At 45.7% G+C, this 16,686-nt stretch carries 12 protein-coding genes; 8 read left to right on the top strand and 4 right to left on the bottom strand.

Annotation, left to right across the window (positions count from 1 at the left end; all coding sequences use genetic code 11):
• The first annotated feature begins 131 nt into the window (after nucleotides 1–131).
• The 5 genes from H6571_05370 to H6571_05350 all read left to right on the top strand — a co-directional run bounded on the left by H6571_05370 (nucleotide 132) and on the right by H6571_05350 (nucleotide 4,937).
• Complete coding sequence (locus tag H6571_05370) at nucleotides 132–452, top strand: winged helix-turn-helix transcriptional regulator (GenBank protein MCB9323155.1); 321 nt, start codon at nucleotides 132–134, stop codon at nucleotides 450–452.
• A gap of 76 nt (nucleotides 453–528) precedes the next feature.
• Nucleotides 529–1,338, top strand: coding sequence for an arsenite methyltransferase (locus tag H6571_05365; GenBank protein MCB9323154.1), 810 nt, complete (start codon nucleotides 529–531; stop codon nucleotides 1,336–1,338).
• A gap of 142 nt (nucleotides 1,339–1,480) precedes the next feature.
• The gene (locus H6571_05360; protein ID MCB9323153.1) at nucleotides 1,481–2,107 is read left to right on the top strand and encodes a hypothetical protein; all 627 of its coding nucleotides are present in this window, start codon (nucleotides 1,481–1,483) and stop codon (nucleotides 2,105–2,107) included.
• Nucleotides 2,100–3,146: a hypothetical protein gene (locus H6571_05355; protein MCB9323152.1), complete on the top strand. Its 1,047-nt coding sequence runs from the start codon at nucleotides 2,100–2,102 to the stop codon at nucleotides 3,144–3,146. The genes H6571_05360 and H6571_05355 overlap by 8 nt, the downstream gene beginning before the upstream one ends.
• Nucleotides 3,147–3,443: 297 nt before the next feature.
• On the top strand, nucleotides 3,444–4,937 hold the full coding sequence (locus H6571_05350; GenBank protein MCB9323151.1) for a tetratricopeptide repeat protein: 1,494 nt from the start codon (nucleotides 3,444–3,446) through the stop codon (nucleotides 4,935–4,937).
• A 59-nt stretch (nucleotides 4,938–4,996) separates the two neighbouring features.
• Here H6571_05350 and H6571_05345 read toward each other — a convergent pair whose 3' ends face one another.
• From H6571_05345 to H6571_05335, 3 genes are all read right to left on the bottom strand, one after another.
• On the bottom strand, nucleotides 4,997–6,748 hold the full coding sequence (locus tag H6571_05345) for an NCS1 family nucleobase:cation symporter-1 (protein MCB9323150.1): 1,752 nt from the start codon (nucleotides 6,746–6,748) through the stop codon (nucleotides 4,997–4,999).
• A 295-nt stretch (nucleotides 6,749–7,043) separates the two neighbouring features.
• A complete protein-coding gene (locus H6571_05340; protein ID MCB9323149.1) occupies nucleotides 7,044–8,393 on the bottom strand; it encodes an aminotransferase class III-fold pyridoxal phosphate-dependent enzyme in 1,350 nt (449 codons plus the stop codon).
• A gap of 230 nt (nucleotides 8,394–8,623) precedes the next feature.
• Nucleotides 8,624–10,084 carry a CoA-acylating methylmalonate-semialdehyde dehydrogenase gene (locus H6571_05335; protein MCB9323148.1) on the bottom strand — a complete coding sequence of 487 codons (1,461 nt, stop codon included), beginning with the start codon at nucleotides 10,082–10,084 and terminating at the stop codon, nucleotides 8,624–8,626.
• Nucleotides 10,085–10,194: 110 nt separating this feature from the next.
• On the opposite strand from H6571_05335, the gene H6571_05330 reads away from it, so the two are divergent.
• The 3 genes from H6571_05330 (at nucleotide 10,195) to coaD (ending at nucleotide 15,566) form a co-directional block, all read left to right on the top strand.
• Nucleotides 10,195–11,706 (top strand): DASS family sodium-coupled anion symporter, encoded by a 1,512-nt coding sequence (locus H6571_05330; GenBank protein ID MCB9323147.1) that lies wholly within the window; start codon nucleotides 10,195–10,197, stop codon nucleotides 11,704–11,706.
• Between the two features lie 308 nt (nucleotides 11,707–12,014).
• Nucleotides 12,015–14,861: a M4 family metallopeptidase gene (locus tag H6571_05325; GenBank protein ID MCB9323146.1), complete on the top strand. Its 2,847-nt coding sequence runs from the start codon at nucleotides 12,015–12,017 to the stop codon at nucleotides 14,859–14,861.
• A gap of 246 nt (nucleotides 14,862–15,107) precedes the next feature.
• A complete protein-coding gene (coaD, locus tag H6571_05320; protein MCB9323145.1) occupies nucleotides 15,108–15,566 on the top strand; it encodes a pantetheine-phosphate adenylyltransferase in 459 nt (152 codons plus the stop codon).
• A 94-nt stretch (nucleotides 15,567–15,660) separates the two neighbouring features.
• Here the strand turns inward: coaD and H6571_05315 are convergent, their stop codons facing one another.
• Complete coding sequence (locus H6571_05315; GenBank protein MCB9323144.1) at nucleotides 15,661–16,596, bottom strand: DUF368 domain-containing protein; 936 nt, start codon at nucleotides 16,594–16,596, stop codon at nucleotides 15,661–15,663.
• Nucleotides 16,597–16,686 lie beyond the last annotated feature (90 nt).

Genomic DNA, 16,686 nt, shown 5'->3' with positions numbered 1-16,686 from the left:
GAGACTGAAATCAACTGTATTGAAAAAATGGTTCCCCCAAAATGACGTTTTTTTGGGCAATTGCAAAATTTTGATGAACAAAATTTGCATCAGAATTATATTAATCGTAATATTGCGATTAAATAATAATTATGGGACTTTCCAAAAATGAGAAATTTACTTCCGAACAAAATAAGCTGGCAGAATTTGCCAAAGCATTTGGCCACCCCGCACGGATCGCTATCATTCAGCACTTACTGAAGGTGAATGCTTGTGTTTGTGGGGATTTGGTGGAAGAGCTGCCGCTTTCGCAATCCACCGTTTCCCAACATCTTAAAGAACTCAAAAAAGCCGGCATCATAAAAGGCTCCATCGAAGGAACCCGGGTGTGTTATTGCATGGATGAAAAAGCCTGGAACGAAGGGCTTGGCATGCTGACTAAGTTTTTTACAAAAATCAAAAGTTGCTGCTGAAAGTAGTAAAACAGAAGTAAAACTATTTTTTTAACCAAATTGATCGTAATTTTACGATTAAATAAATGATTCAAACATGAAAAATGCAAAGGAGATCAAAGACCTGGTAAAGGAAAAATATGGTGCTATTGCCACCCAAACGAAGGTAGAGAACGAAAGTTCCTGCTGTGGGTCTACCTGTTGTGGCCCGGAGACCATGGATTATACCATATTTTCGGATGATTACACCCAATTGCAAGGTTACAATGAAGATGCGGACCTTGGCCTCGGATGTGGTTTACCTACTCAATATGCTAAAATTAAAGCAGGCGATACGGTTGTTGACCTGGGAAGCGGGGCCGGAAATGACTGTTTCATTGCACGTGCGGAAGCGGGAGCAACAGGAAGGATCATCGGCATTGATATGACGGAAACCATGATTGAAAAAGCGAGAGCGAATGCAGCTAAAGTGGGTTTTGACAATGTAGAATTTATCCTGGGTGAGCTGGAAAACATTCCTTTGGAAGATAATACGGCTGATGTGGTGGTGAGCAATTGTGTATTCAACCTCGTCCCCGATAAATTACAGGCGTTCAGAGAAACCCATCGAATTCTGAAACCCGGCGGACATTTCAGTATTTCGGATGTGGTATTACGAGGCGAGTTGCCTGACGGGTTGAAAAACGATGCCGAAATGTATGCAGGTTGCGTGGCCGGGGCAGTACAGCAGCAGGAATACCTTGACATCATCAACCAGGCGGGCTTCAATCATGTGGAAGTTCAAAAAGAAAAAGAAATCAACCTGCCGGATGAAATTCTCAAAAATTACCTCACCCCGGAAGGCTTCGAAAAATACAAAACTTCGGGCATCGGGATTTATAGTATATCTGTTTTAGGAAAAAAATAATTTTTTTGAAGGGGAAAAGCAGTCATGTTCTTCCCCTTTTTTTATGGTGGATTCGCCTGTTTGAAATGGTTGAAAATATAGATTAGCTGCGCTGGATTTTTCATAAACCACCAAAATTTTATACTTTTGAAAAAAATCTTTTATGAAGCGAATATTATTGTTTTTGACCATTGTGGTCTTTTCATCTAACTCCCTTTCCGCCCAGGAATTTAATGAGGAGGAAATCAGGAAAGATGTGAGCCAATATTTTCAATACAACGAAAAGAATCAGATGGACAGCCTGATCAATATGCTGATTCCGGAATTTGTCGAGATGTTTTCTCGTGAGTTCCTCAAATCCCAAATGGAAGAGTTGGTTGATAATGCGAATTTTAAGGTTAGATTCAGGGATATGAAAATGCAGGAAATCCAGAATGCCCTACAATCAGAGGAAAGCTCCTATGCCCTGGTGGATTACGAATTTATCATGGAGTTTGGTTTTCAACGGTCTGAATATCAGGATCCGGCAGATTTTGATTCTTTTTTACAATTTATGGAGACGAGTTTTAAAAGTCAATATGGAGAAACGGAGGTAAGCCTTGACAAAGAAAAAAGTGCCATTTTGGTAGCGCCGCATAAAACGATTCTGGCCGTAAAAAAGCCAGGGTACGATTCATGGAAGTTCATCGATTTTGAACCTCAAAACATGGAGATGTATAAAACGCTTTTTGGCAAATCGGTGATGGAAAAATTAGAAACAATTGCCGGGCAAAACTACAAAGATGATTAAAAAAATCACCATTATTAGTCTGTTTCTGCTGGCCTTTGCTGTCTCCCTCAGGCCCAATGCTGCCCAACCCGGCATTCGAACCGCAGGAGGTGCCGCAGGATTTACCCTGCTTTTTCCTGAAGACAGCACAGCGTACGGAAAGGTTCAGATGAGGCATGAACAGGTTTGTATTCAGTTGTATCCTGGATTTGCCGTGATTAAGGGCACTTACCAGATGTTCAATGGTACGGGGGAGGAGATCACTATGAAAACCGGGTATCCCATAAACGCTTTTTATAGTTCAACAAAAAATGCCTCAGACCTGGCTGAAATTTTCTTTGACAAATTGTACCAGCTAAAAGTCTCGGTGGATGGAACCAATATGCCTTTTCAGCAAGTGGAATTCCAGGGGAACAACCCAGGGATTCAATCGATGGACTACGATGAAAATGCCCAATGGTATATCTGGACAACTACCTATAAACCCGGTGAAACGGTTATTGAAGTTTTTTTTATAGTCAACACGAATGATTCGACCGTAAGTAAAGGATACAGCAAAGAATCATTCAATGGCTTTATTTACGTGCTTGAGACCGGAGCGAGCTGGAAGCCTCCCATTGGAGCAGGCCACATTCGGGTGCAATTGATGGACGGGTTGACCCAAAAGGATATCATGGGAGTCTCCCCGGCTTCCATTTTCCATGAAGTTGAAGATGGGGCATATCTCGCATGGGATTTTAGCGACCTGGCCCCTGATCATGAAGACAACCTGGTCATCACTTATGGACATCGGGTGGATGGTTTTGATTTTGAACAAGTGATTGCCCACAGCGAGAACCTTTTTAAAAATATTGAGTCCTTTTCGAAAATGGAAAGTGAAGTTGCAGTGGGAGCGCCTGTTCAGTTTGGTTCCCCTTTTGACATTTCCGAAGCCGGTAACTGGTTCGTCGGGATGATTTTTTTTTTAGCCATTTATGGAATTCCCCTGTTAATTGGTATGGTTTTGATTTTCCTTATTTACAGGATCATCAAGCGCGTCCGGAGTAGCCGAAAAAGGTGATTTTTGGGACTTAAAAGGTTATTATTTATATCATTTTACAGGAAAAAGAAACATTTTTTACAAAATAACGTTAACAGGATAAACACCCTATATAGGTTTTGTTCTATTTTTATCCATCAGCAAAACCTATGCTTAAACACTTGCATAGAAGAAAATAATTCATCTCCAAAGATCGGGAACTATTCTACGTTTTTCCAAAATCCGCATTAAGCCTTCCCCCCTCTGGTCCCCCCTTGAGGTTGCTTAAATATTGTATTGGTTAAAACGCTAAAATCATAACAAGTGCTTAATAATACCATGAGAAAATTTTTTCCTGTGTTGACATTGCTCCTTATTTTTTCCGATGTCAGTGCCCAACGTTATCCGTATGAAACCAGGACGGATACGTTTTTTTTCCGATTTTTTTTCAGTGAAGAGGCCTCAGAACCTTACCAGGGGTATTTTTCCCACGGGAGCCTCGTTCCGGAGACTTTTGCCGAAGGACCTGTTTATCCGTTGTATTCCGAATTTGTGACCGAACCCTTTCAATCCCATGGAACGGCTTCTGTCAATTCAATTGACCAGGGGACTTCAGGACTCTCCATCAGGTTGAGCTCCTCCTCCGATGGCCGGCGGATTTTTCAGCAATTGGAAGGTGTCGTCGCGTTGCCTGTAAAGGTGGCTGCGGAAGGTTACCGTGGTGTTTTTTATGATCTGGTTAAAAATGATATTTACCTGTTCGACATTCTAAACGGGCAACCTTTTTATACTCTGGACGACATTTTGCAGCATGACAGTCCCAGTAAAGAAAACGCCATAATGGAAGCCATGCTGAAAGAAGCAAAATTCGTGGCAGAAGAAATGGTCAGGCAAGGGATGGAGTCGCCGAAGGTGGTTAGCGGCCGGTTCGCCGGGATGGATCTTTTCCAGGCCATGAAGGTTTCGGAGGTTTCTGATATCAGAAGTTTTTTGAGATACGTCCAGTACCTGCCCCGAAAATACCAGGGCCTCAACTGGCAGTTGGCGGAAGTATATGCCACCTGGATTGACGGGGGGGCTCCTTCCACCAAGGAAGATGTCGAAGAACTTTTATTAAGCAACCTGAATGATTTTTCCAGTTTCAGAAAATACCTGAACAGTTACAAAAAAGAAGACTTCCCCAAAGTTGCGGAAATGGTTCGCCAGCGGGTGCTTGACCTCAAAGCCGGAGGCGACAAGTTGAATGAAGCTATGGGATTTGCAAATGTTTCCTTGAAAGTTTCCGAAGCCGCGGAAGATAACAAGAATATTGCCTGGGCTTATTTCGAGATCGCAGAGATCCAGCACCAGCAGGAATTACAGGATAAGGCCATCCAGTCTTACCACAAAGCCATTGAATACTTTGATTTATCAAAAGAAAGAAAAGGTTTATTAGCGGCATACAACAACCTGGGGAATTGCCTTAATGAAAAAGAATCCAGGGAAGGTTATGAAGAAGCTTTATTGTGGTTGAATAAGGCAGAGGCCATCAAAAGTGCTCTTGGGAACAATGAAGAAGGATCTGCTACAATCGCCCAATTGTACAGAAATCTCGGAGACAGTTATGCCGGCTTGAAAAAATATAAAAAGGCTGTCGAAATTTATGATACGGGGTTGACTTACACCACCTCAAACAGTCCCCTGAGCTTAAAAAGACGTTCAATGCTGTACATTCAGCTGGCGGATGTCTATGAGAAACTCAATAAAAAAGAAGAGGCCGAAGAATATACCCGCAAAGGGGTTATGACCTATAAACATTACGAAGAAATGCTGGCCAAGCAGACAAAAACATAATGCATTAAAAAATACAGTCCTCATTCTTCAGATATCCCGGATGAGGACTGTGTTCATTCTTAAACAGCAACTTTCCGCCCCTTCATCATCAAATAATAAACAAAATACGACACCCCAAACCCTGTAAACCAGGACAGGGTATACAGGAAGTCCAGAGGGGGGACCCATAATCCGAGCAAGGCCGTAAAGACCCCGGCGGCCAGGGCCACCATTGCCGCCGTATTGAATCCTGTCTTTTTATAACTGTAAATGCCTCCTACGGTGAATAGCTGATCCAGGTTCATCTTTTTCCTGCGGACAGAAAAATAATCACAGATCAAAATTCCCAGTACGGGCCCCAGGAAACTGCTGACAAACAGTAGTAAACTGCTGATCTCATCCAACAATAACCACGGACAAATAATGATCCCGATGAGGGCAGTGATAATACCGCCACGGGTAAAACTGATTCGTTTGGGAGCTAAGTTCGAAAAGGCGTTTGCAGGTGCGATAACATTGGCTGCAATATTGGTACTCAAGGTAGCGATGAGCATAAATATTTGGGCGATGATGACCACGGCCGGACTTTGAAATTTTCCCAAAAGGGAAACGGGATCCCAGGGGGCATCATCAGCAATCAGGACATCTCCGAAATTGATCAGAGCTGCACAGGTAACGAAAATTCCGACAAAGGAATACAAGGCCATCGTGCCGGGAAGCCCGAGGAATTGTCCGCGAACCTGGTTTTTTTGTGTGGCGGTGTACCGGGTGATGTCGGCAATGCTTATAGCCATCGTGGCCCAGAATCCGACCATAGCCGTGAGCCACAAAAGGTAGGTAAATAGCTTTGATCCAAATCCTTTTTGCTCCTGTTTTGCCAGTGGTACGGTCACCAGGGAGGAGGTAAAAAAACGGTCCCCGTCCGGTGCCCTGAATTCTACCTGCAGCTTTTCGATACCGGAGGACAATCCTTCCAGGTCAGTGTCCTTATTTAAATTTTTGACGGGAATGTTTGTGATATTGCCGCTGGTGGGGATCCATGGCGTTTGATAGGATTTGCTATCGGTCAGCGGAACGGTCAGCCGACAGAATTTAGCCTTAATATTTCCTTCTTTATCTTTCAATGGATTGAGTCTCAGAAACAACCCATTTTCCGTTTTGAATAATTCGGCAGTAGGTATGCCCAGTTGTTTGCTCTGTTTTAGCACGGTGGTAAATCCACCCGCCTGAACCGTACCCCAAACGATGAGCAAAATCCCGATGCCGATCAATATGGGGGCCGAATATTTCTCCAGCTTTTTGATACTTTCCGTGCCTTTTACAATGAAATACACATTAATGAGCCAAAACACCCCAAAACCAATGAATTTTCCGATGTCGAGGCCGTTGGAAGCTTCTGCACCTGTCATCGCGTTCCAGATGGCATAGATGGCCAGTCCACCGATCCAGGTTTGTATTCCAAACCATCCACAGGCTACAATGCCCCTTACCACCGAGGCAATATGAACACCCCGTATGCCAAAAGCGGCACGCCCGATCACGGGAAAAGGTATCCCGTACTTCACCCCCGCGTGGCCGTTGAGTACCATAGGGATGGTGATGATGAAATTGCCTAAAATGATGATCACCAGGGCCTCCACCCAGCTTAACCCTGCTTTCATCATATAGGAAGCCAGCAGGTAGGTGGGAATGCACACCGCCATCCCGATCCAGATAGCCGTCATATCCCAAAGCCCCCAGGTCCGTTTTTCTTTCGGAATAGGGGCAAAATCTTCATTATAAAGCGGCGACGAGGAGACATCCTGCGTCAGGTTGATGATTTCTTCTTTCATGTCAAAGTGGGTTTGCTTGTTTCTTGTTGCTCGATACTGGTTGCTGGTTACTTGATACTTGTTGCTGGTTGCTGGTTACTTGATACTTGATACTTGATACTTGTTGCTGGTTACTGCTTACTTGATACTTGTTGCTGGTTACTTGATACTGGTTGGCTCGTTGTTTATTGCCGGGTATCAGCATCGCAACATTATAGCATCAAATCATTGCAGTATCGCAGCATCAAATCATTCCAGCATTTTAGGATCGCAACATTGCAGTATTTTAGGATCAAATCATCGCAGCATTTTAGCATCATAGCATTACAGCCTCATCCGCCAGAGCAATGGCTTCGCTCAAAATCGCCATCCCTTCGTCCACCTCGGCTTCCGTAACCGTCAGTGGCGGGCATACGAAAATGAAGTTCCACCTCACAAAAGTAAACATTCCCAGGGATCTTATCTTCGCTGCCACCTTACTCATGGCGCCCATCTCTGAAGGAGTGGCGTTGTAAGGAGCCATAGGCTCTTTGGTTTTCCTGTTTTTGACCAGTTCCATACAGCCGAGCAATCCGGTATTGCGCCAGTCTCCAATGGAAGGGTGTTTTTCTATGAGCTTCGCCACACTTTGGTTTACATATCCCTCCATTCGGGCGGTCCGATTGATGAGATCTTCTTTTTCATAAATGTCGAGTACTGCCAATGCGGCAGCCACGGAAACAGGATGCGCTGAATAGGTCAGGCCCAATGGCAGATAGTTTTCATCGTATTGACGGGCGATGGTATCCGTGGTAATGATCCCGCCCAGGGGCAGATAACCGGAAGTCAGGCCTTTTGCCATGACGAGGATATCCGGGGTGATTTCATGATGATCCACGCCAAACCATTTGCCTGTTCGCCCGAAGCCGCTCATCACCTCGTCGGAAATAAAAAGGATTCCGTATTGTTCGCAAAGGGCTTTCACCTTTTTTAAATAAAAAGGAGGGTATTTAATGCAGCCCGAAGTGCCTGATTCGCCTTCCATCAAAATGGCTGCCACGTTTTCGGGGCCTTCGTATTTTAGGACATTATGCAGGTTTTCAATGGCTCGCTCTCCGCACTCTGCAGGGCTGGAAGAATACCATGGGCACCGGTAGGAATAAGGATTTTCAACATGAATGATGTTGGGTACCTGCTGGCTGTCGACGAGTAATTTCCTGGGATCCCCTCCTGCAGACATGGCGCTGTAAGTAGCCCCGTGATAAGCCCTGTATTGAGTGATGATCTTATGACGGCCGGTGTATAATCGCGCCAGTTTGATGGCATTTTCAATGGCTTCAGCCCCTCCCAGGGTAAAAAAGGTTTTGGAAAGGTTGCCCGGAGTGATCTCCGCCAGTTTTTTCCCGAGATCGCCCCTGACTTTTGTCGCAAAACCTGGCGCGACATAACTCAGTTGCTGCATCTGTTTGACCACGGCTTCTGTCACTTCGTGTCTGCCGTGCCCGATATTCACATTGATTAATTGTGAGGAAAAATCAATGTATCGTTTTCCGCTACGGTCATAAAGATATACGCCCTTTGCCCTTTCAACATTAATGGGGTTGAGCCCTGCTTGTTTGGTCCAGGAAAAAAAGGTGTAATCGAGATTGTTTTGCAGAATGGCTTCCGCTTCGGTTTGTTTTTCCATGTTTCTTTATTTTTTTCCCATTCTTAAAAGGATCTGGAAGGCGTCTGTTTTTTCTTTTTCATGGCATGCACTAAAAAATAATCCTTCATGGATGGTGTTAATCGTTTTCTTTTCAGTTGTTCAAGTAGTTTAAAGGGTTCATGTTAAGTTGAGCGCGGTAAAATCCCGTGCCGCCTGGTCGGTGTTGTTCACTTTAGCCTTTAATCTTTAGTCTTTTAGCTTTTAAAGGCCTATGATGTCCAGTCTTTCCAGTCTTCCGGGTTCCATTTGGTGGTGGTCTTTTTTAACTTGGTCCAGAAATTAATAGAGCTTTTTCCTGTGATGTCCCCGACCCCGAAGCGCGATTCGTTCCATCCGCCGAAGGAGAATGGTTCCCTGGGTACAGGAACACCGATATTCACGCCAGTCATGCCGGCACTGACCCTGTCCATGACGTAACGGGCCATGCTGCCGTTTTGGGTAAAAACAGAAGAGGCGTTGCCATAGGGAGAACTGTTTTCAATAGCGATGGCTTCATCCACATTATCGGTGCGCATAATGGCCAGCACAGGGCCGAAAACTTCTTCTTTGGCAATTTTCATATCGGGTCGTACAAAATCAATTACTGTTGGGGCGACGTAGTATCCGCCTTCCAGTCCGGGGACGGTAGCATTTCTGCCGTCCACCAACACTTTCGCCCCTGCCGCTTCGGCCTCGTCGATGTAACGCTCAATGCGTTCTTTGGCTTCACGGGAAATGACACTTCCCAGGTTTTCTCCCGGGACGATCTTTCGTGCCTCTTCGCACAGACGCTGGATGATGTGGTCCACTTTGCCTACGGCAACCATTGCAGAGGCTGCCATGCACCGTTGACCGGCACAACCCGACATGGAGGCAGCGATATTAGTGGCGGCCATATCGGTATGGGCGTCGGGCAGCACGATCAGGTGATTTTTAGCTCCTCCCAGGGCAAGGCACCGCTTGAGGTGGGAGGTTGCTCTGGCGTAAACGATTTTGGCAACCCGGGTGGAACCGACAAAGGATACCGCTTCGATTCCCGGGTGATCACAGATGGCTTCGACGATGATCCTGTCTCCGTTGACAATATTGAATACCCCATCCGGAAGACCGGCTTCTTTGAGCAATTCGGCAATGCGAATAGTGCTTAACGGCACCATTTCGGAAGGTTTCATGATCATGCAATTGCCGAGAGCAAGGGCATTAGGAAGGGTCCATAAGGGAACCATGTGAGGAAAGTTGAAAGGGGTTATGGAAGCCACTATCCCTAAAGGCACATGGGAGGTTCTGCACTCCACTCCCTGGCTGACTTCCTGTATCTCATCGTTGATTAATTGGGGCAGGGAACAGGCAAATTCACACAATTCGATACCTTTTAGCACCTCCGCTTTGGCCTCATCATAAATTTTCCCGTTTTCTTCCACCACCAGGCGACTCAGGCCGTCGATATTTTCTTCCAGAAGGGTCCTGAATTTGTAAAATACCTGCACGCGCTCCCGCAAGGTCAGGGCTGACCATCCCGGGAAAGCCTTTTTTGCGGCGGCAACCGCCTTATCCACGCTGTCTGCTTCCGACAATGGAACGGTAGTGATGGTTCGACCGTCACGTGGATTGATTACGTCCAGCGTAGGCTGATCATCATCTACAAAATGGCCCCCTATGTAATTTTTTATCTTTGGGTAGGTTGAATTCATGACTTTTTAGTTTTTCTTTCAGGCAAGATAATAAAAAAACAGGAATTTGGCCTATCTTAAGCTTGACTAGTTTAAAGACGAAAATTTGTCCTAACCAACTTGGAAATAAAATGAAAAGATATTTTAATAATACCTACTTCCAGCTATTGATTGCCGGATTAATTTCCCTACTCGTTTATTTTCTGATGCCTGGTGAAGGCTCGAATCAGGCTAAGCTTACCGCTTCCATGATCACCTTAATGGCCGTTTTATGGATCACAGAGGCTATTCCCATTCCCGTGACTTCTCTCATTCCGTTATTTTTCCTGCCGCTGATCGGAGTCGCTTCGATCAATGAGGTTTCGCCTTATTATGCCAGGTCTATCGTATTCCTTTTCCTGGGAGGGTTTCTCCTGGCCCTGGGCTTGCAAAAGTCCGGTATTCATAAACGAATCGCCTTGCATATAGTTCACAAAATAGGTACTAAACCTGCCAGGATCGTTTTAGGATTTATGATCGCCACAGGATTTTTGAGTATGTGGATCTCCAATACAGCTTCAGTTATGGTAATGCTGCCGGTGGGATTGTCTGTTTTAAACCAGGCAGAGGCACACGGATTAGAAGGAAAAAATCTTCAGAATTTCGGTCTGGGTGTTATGCTTGGGATGGCCTATGCTGCCGATATAGGGGGGATGGCCACTATAGTAGGGACGCCTCCCAACCTGGTTTTTATAGAAATGTTCCATGAAATGTTCCCGAAAGCGCCTGAGGTGAGTTTTATTGATTGGATGTTGATGGGTTTGCCCATATCTATTGTTTTTATGGCGTCGGGATGGTGGTTGCTGGTGAAGGTTATTTTTCCTGTCAGGGAAAAAAATACCTTTGGCGGCAGCGAGGCCATTAATGACCAGCTGGTTGCCCTGGGGGGCTTGAGGCGGGATGAAATATTTGCCGGATTGATCTTCGCCGTTACGGCGCTGTTATGGATGACTGGGTCTGATATTAAGTTTGAATCTTTTACCCTTCACGGGTGGCGTTCTTTATTGGGCGTGGAAGGCCTTGGTGATGCCGGGGTGGCCATTTTGATGGCATCCATCTTGTTTATGATTCCTTCCAAAGACAGGGAAGGCCAATACTTGCTGGAATGGCGAATGACGGAAAAAGTGCCCTGGGGTATTTTGCTGTTGTTTGGCGGAGGGTTTGCCATGGCATTTGGTTTTGAGCAATCAGGCTTAAACGATGTGGTCGGAGCAGCTTTCTCCACCTTGAATGTCTCTTCTCCGATAGTGGCCGTGGCTTTCATCAATACCATTCTCACTTTTCTGACCGAAATAACTTCCAATACAGCCATGACCAACCTCATTCTGCCCGTTTTAGGGGAAGCCGCCGTTTCCCTGCAGATCGATCCGAGGATATTGATGATACCCGCTACGCTTTCAGCCAGTTGTGCTTTTATGATGCCCATCGCTTCCCCGACACAAGCTATCGTTTTTGGTTCGGGTTATGTCCCTATCAGGAAGATGATGATGGCAGGTATTTGGTTTAATGTGCTCGGGATCATATTGGTCACCACCGTATTCCTGGTTCTGGGGCAACTTATTCTTGGAATCGATATTTCCGTGGTGCCTGATTGGATGAATTGACCTTTATACCAGATGCGAATCAAGGTTTATTTTTCCTGCCTCAGCCAGCAGGCACCCGATATCGAACAACGAAGTGGCTGCGAACTTACTGAAACCATTTTGAAATCGACCGAAGGGAGATCCTCGTGCACGCAGTGCCGGGACAACTTAACCCAAGCCCTAAATCAATTATTTAACCTCAGAATTAATTACCTAAAAAACAGTTCATTGAGTTTCTGACTGCCGAACGTCAAAAAAACCGGAGGGGAGTAGTATTTGATAACCAAAAATGTTTTTAATTTGTCGCCCCATAGCAACTACCCTTCAACATGAAATTAAAATTTATCCCCGGCATTTTAATATGCTGCCTCTTAGGTTTATGGATTCCCATATCCGCACAAACGATCAACAGTGTCGATATTAATTCATTTATAAGCCAAACCAAGGCCACCATTAGCTTTAACAAGGCCACAGGAGCCGCAGGTTTTGTCCGCTTCTCCAGGGAAGATCGATTGGTAATACAGGGCAACAGCCTGGAGGAAAAAGTGTCTTTTTTTCTCCAACAATATGGACGTATTTTCGGTATATCGGATCCGGATACTGCCTTGCAATTTTTTAAAACGGAAACAGATTTCCTGGGGCATCGCCACTTGTATTACAAACAAATTTATCACGGTATTCCCGTCTTTGGAGGCGATCTCCGGTTTCATTTTGATGAACAGTCGAGACTTTCAGCGGTCAATGGGGTATATGTTCCCAACATTGAAGCGGGAATATTCCCTCTGTTAAGTGAAGACGTGGCGGCATCAATAGCCCTGGATTATGTTGGAAATCAGGATTTGAATGTTTCAGGGGTTCCCCTGGAAATACAACATTCGAAAATATATCTTTTTCGCAAAGGACTGGTGCAAGGGGCTCCGGGAGCTAATCACCTGGTATATGAACTGGAGGTTGGCAACAAAAATGATGTATTGGAATATGTTTATGTGGATGCGATCAAAGGAACTATTGTCGAACAGTTTACCGGGATACATGCTATTCTATCGAGAAGAGTTTATGAGGACAATACCGGGAATCAGGTCTGGAACGAAGGGAATGCTTTCCCGGGTAGCCTGAGCATCTGGCAGCAGAATGAAGTTCAGGCCGCAGGCCATGCCTACTACTTTTTTGCTCATGCCTTTGGTTTTGATTCTTATAACAATGCAGGCGCAACAATGAGAACGATCAACAATAATCCCAATATTTCCTGCCCCAATGCCAACTGGAACGGCAGTACTACCAATTTTTGCAACGGAACGGCCGCCGATGATGTGGTGGCACACGAATGGGGACATGCTTACACCAGTTACACCAGCGGACTGATCTACGCCTGGCAATCGGGTGCCCTCAACGAATCCTATTCAGATATTTGGGGGGAAACGGTGGATCTGCTCAACGGATACCAGGACGCGGGTGAAAACCTGTCTAACCGTACTTCATGCAACAGTTCCGACAAATGGATGATAGGAGAGGACGCATCCGCTTTTGGAGGAGCCATCCGGGATATGTGGAATCCGAATTGCAAATCCGATCCAGGAAAGGTCACAGATAATCAATACAACTGCGGTTCAGGAGATAGCGGAGGAGTGCATACCAATTCCGGGGTCAACAACCATGCTTATGCTTTATTGGTGGATGGCGGCAATTATAACGGACAGAGTATTTCGGCCCTTGGATTAACCAAAACCGCACACATATTCTGGCGGGCCCAAAGCGTTTACCTGACCAGCACAAGTGATTTCAGTGCCCAGGCTGATGCCTTGGAAATGGCATGCAGTGACCTGGTTGGCATAAATCTGGAAGGATTATCGACCGGAGTATCCCCGGCCGGACTTTCCGGTCAGATCATTACGGTGGCCGATTGTAATGAAGTGGCTGAGGTGAATGTGGCGGTTGAATTCAGGCAGGCGCCTCCTTGTGGATTTGCCAATATGTTGGCGTCCAATCCTCCAAAATTATGCCCTGACGGGAAATTCCAGTACGACATTGCAACTCAGGATTTTGAATCCGGGCTCGGCAGTTGGTCGGTGGTTCAGCTCCCTGAAAATAGCTCTACCTGGGAAAACCATGATTGGGAAATCATCACCAATTTACCGGAGAACAGACCCGGAGCCGGAATTTACGGCGCGGATCTGATTATCGGAGACTGCTATTCCGACCTGGAAAATGGCATCATCCGATTGCGAAGCCCGCTCATCAGCATTCCCGTCACTACCTCTGATCCTGTTCTGCTGGCTTTTGACCATTATGCTTCCATGGAACTGAACTGGGACGGGGGCAACATTAAATACAAACTCAATAATGGTCCCTGGACCGTGGTGCCTGCTTCGGCTTTTATTTTCAACCCGTACAATGGCAGTTTAAATGGCGGGGATAATGATAATCCCATGGGGGGTGAACCTGCTTTTACCGGAGCGGATGAAGGATCTGTTTCCGGAAGCTGGGGACAGAGCCAGATCAACCTGACCCAGTTGGGTGTTCATGCCGGAGATAATCTCCGCCTGCGGTGGGAGCTGGGAACCGATGGCTGTAATGGCTGGGACGGTTGGTATCTCGATGACATTGTGGTGTGTAGTTGCGAAGCTTCCCTCCCTGTGACTTTGGTCGATTTTAGGGCCCGGGGCCGTGGCAATGATGTGTTGCTGGATTGGAAAACGGAATCGGAATTCAACAATTCAGGATTTGAGGTGCAGAGAAAGATGGAGGGTGAGGAGCTTTTTGAGTCTATTGGTTGGGTGGAAGGCAACGGCACCAGTCAACAGCCCCATACCTATCAATTCCAGGATGAAACCCTTCAAAATGGAAAAACGTATTATTACCGGTTGCTGCAATTGGATTTTGACGGACGAAAGATGTTTTCCGAGGTAGTGGCCGTTTCCATAGGCAATGATGCGGGAACTGGCTTTACGATCGTTCCCAACCCAGCCCAAGACAGGATCAACCTTCATTTGAATGGAACTTTCGGAGGAGATTTCGAGTGCACCATTATTGATCTAAACGGCAAAGTGGTTTGGCAAGCCAGGGAATCGGATGCACTGCTGCAACCAATAGAAGTGAGTTCATGGCCTTCCGGTTTGTATTTTGTCCGGTTAAAAGGAGAAAATGTTTATGCAGTTCAGCGGCTGGTAATTGATTAGGAAATGGCATCGCTAAATTGGGTTTAAACAAGTATGTAACAGAATCATTACCTGTTTATTGATCAAATTTGTGCCGGAATCCATATAAATGGTAAGGATAAAACACGGAGTCAAAGGAGGCCCGGTTACCTGGGGCCCGGGAAAAGCGGGGTAAAATAATTGGTATTCCTTATGGATATTATTTGTATTGCTGCAGAGATTTATAATCTTTACATCCAATTGTAGAACACCGAACGCATTATCAGTATGAAAAAAATCGCGGTTTTCCCCGGGTCATTTGACCCGATCACTATTGGCCACTATGACCTGATCATAAGAGCCATGCCTTTATTTGATGAGATCGTAGTGGCAGTTGGAGTGAATTCGCAAAAGAACACCTTATTCAGCCTTGAACAGAGAATGGCCTGGCTCGAAGAAGTTTTTGAAGATGAGCCGACTATCAAAGTGGATTTTTTTGAAAAGCTGACCGTCGATTTTTGTCATAAGATCGGTGCGCGCTACCTGGTTCGTGGTCTGAGAAATGCTTCGGATTTTGATTACGAAAAAACCATTTCCCAACTCAATAACATCCTCGGGAAAGGGCTGGAAACGATCTTCCTCATCAGCAAGCCCGAATATTCCCATATCAGCTCCACCATCGTTCGCGAGATCATCAAGGGTGGGGGAGATGCAGCGCCTTTTTTGCCAAAGGAGATAAAGATTTAATACGAATTTTACGACAAATTTCGCCGGGTAGTCATCGCGTACACTGCGCCTCCTTTACGCGCCTTGCGGTTAAATTAATTTCACCAAAATAAGCCTATATTTTCTCCTCTGGCTTCTCATACCTTGAAAGCAGGTAAACAGCCACCAGTCCAAGCACTATAGCTATAATCACTCCAAAAACAAGGGCATTGCCTTCATAAGCCGCCGGCATCACATTTTTTTCAATAAAAGGCACTTCTTCCCCTTTGCTATTGATTCTGTATTCCAAAACATTACGCCAGGGCCATATTTTGTTAAGGGAGCCAAGCATAAATCCGGTGAGCACAGCCATGGTCTGATCGTGGTATCGGGCAAAAGTCCACGAAAGTAACCTTGAGAACAATGCAAGCCCCAACAAACATCCCAGCCCGAAAACACCGGTGATGAGGAGGCTTTCCATGTGGAAAGTTTTTAAAGCATCTTTGACAGTGGGAATAATGATGGTGTACATGCCGAGCAGCAATAAAATGAAACTACCCGAAATGCCTGGCAAGATCAGCGCGCAAATGGCCAGTGCTCCTGAAAGAAAAACAAAGGGAAGGGATTCGCTGCCCTGTCCCGGGTTCACCACAGTGATATAATAGGCCACCGCTGTTCCGATGATAAAGGCTGTAACGCTTATCCAGTTCCATTTTTTTACCTGCCTGCCCACATAAACAATGGAAGCGGCGATGAGTCCGAAGAAAAAACCCCAGACCAGGGTAGGGTAAGTTTCCAGCAAATGGGTGATGGTAAAAATGCCGCCCACCAGTCCGGTGACCATTCCGACCATTACAAAAAACAGAAAGGTGCCGTCGGCTTTTTGCCAGGTGGCTTTCATGCCCTCCTTTTTTAAAGTGCCGATGATGGACGGGTTCAAAATGACCTTAATGGCATTGATGAGTCTCTCGTATATGCCTGTAATAAAGGCGATGGTACCGCCCGATACGCCGGGAATCACTTCCGCGATGCCCATGGCCATGCCTTTCAGGACTAGTGGTGTTTTTTTCATGACCGCAAATGTCAGAAAATTATCTTGAATCGGGAAATAATTGCAGGAATGAGAAATGATCTGTTTTAGTTGCAAGTATTAGAAAACTCC

The sequence above is a fragment of the Lewinellaceae bacterium genome (assembly GCA_020636105.1).
Classification (GTDB): Bacteria; Bacteroidota; Bacteroidia; order Chitinophagales; family Saprospiraceae; genus BCD1.
The sequence above is the reverse complement of the archived record's forward strand: the minus strand, read 5'-3'. Positions and strand labels throughout refer to the sequence as shown.

Excerpts from the sequence above, each read along its gene's own strand:
- H6571_05325 (MCB9323146.1), top strand. The coding sequence starts at position 12,015 with ATGAAATTAAAATTTATCCCCGGCATTTTAATATGCTGCCTCTTAGGT.
- H6571_05345 (MCB9323150.1), bottom strand. The coding sequence starts at position 6,748 with ATGAAAGAAGAAATCATCAACCTGACGCAGGATGTCTCCTCGTCGCCG.
- coaD (MCB9323145.1), top strand. The coding sequence starts at position 15,108 with ATGAAAAAAATCGCGGTTTTCCCCGGGTCATTTGACCCGATCACTATT.
- H6571_05355 (MCB9323152.1), top strand. The coding sequence starts at position 2,100 with ATGATTAAAAAAATCACCATTATTAGTCTGTTTCTGCTGGCCTTTGCT.
- H6571_05360 (MCB9323153.1), top strand. The coding sequence starts at position 1,481 with ATGAAGCGAATATTATTGTTTTTGACCATTGTGGTCTTTTCATCTAAC.
- H6571_05340 (MCB9323149.1), bottom strand. The coding sequence starts at position 8,393 with ATGGAAAAACAAACCGAAGCGGAAGCCATTCTGCAAAACAATCTCGAT.
- H6571_05335 (MCB9323148.1), bottom strand. The coding sequence starts at position 10,084 with ATGAATTCAACCTACCCAAAGATAAAAAATTACATAGGGGGCCATTTT.
- H6571_05330 (MCB9323147.1), top strand. The coding sequence starts at position 10,195 with ATGAAAAGATATTTTAATAATACCTACTTCCAGCTATTGATTGCCGGA.
- H6571_05315 (MCB9323144.1), bottom strand. The coding sequence starts at position 16,596 with ATGAAAAAAACACCACTAGTCCTGAAAGGCATGGCCATGGGCATCGCG.
- H6571_05350 (MCB9323151.1), top strand. The coding sequence starts at position 3,444 with ATGAGAAAATTTTTTCCTGTGTTGACATTGCTCCTTATTTTTTCCGAT.
- H6571_05365 (MCB9323154.1), top strand. The coding sequence starts at position 529 with ATGAAAAATGCAAAGGAGATCAAAGACCTGGTAAAGGAAAAATATGGT.
- H6571_05370 (MCB9323155.1), top strand. The coding sequence starts at position 132 with ATGGGACTTTCCAAAAATGAGAAATTTACTTCCGAACAAAATAAGCTG.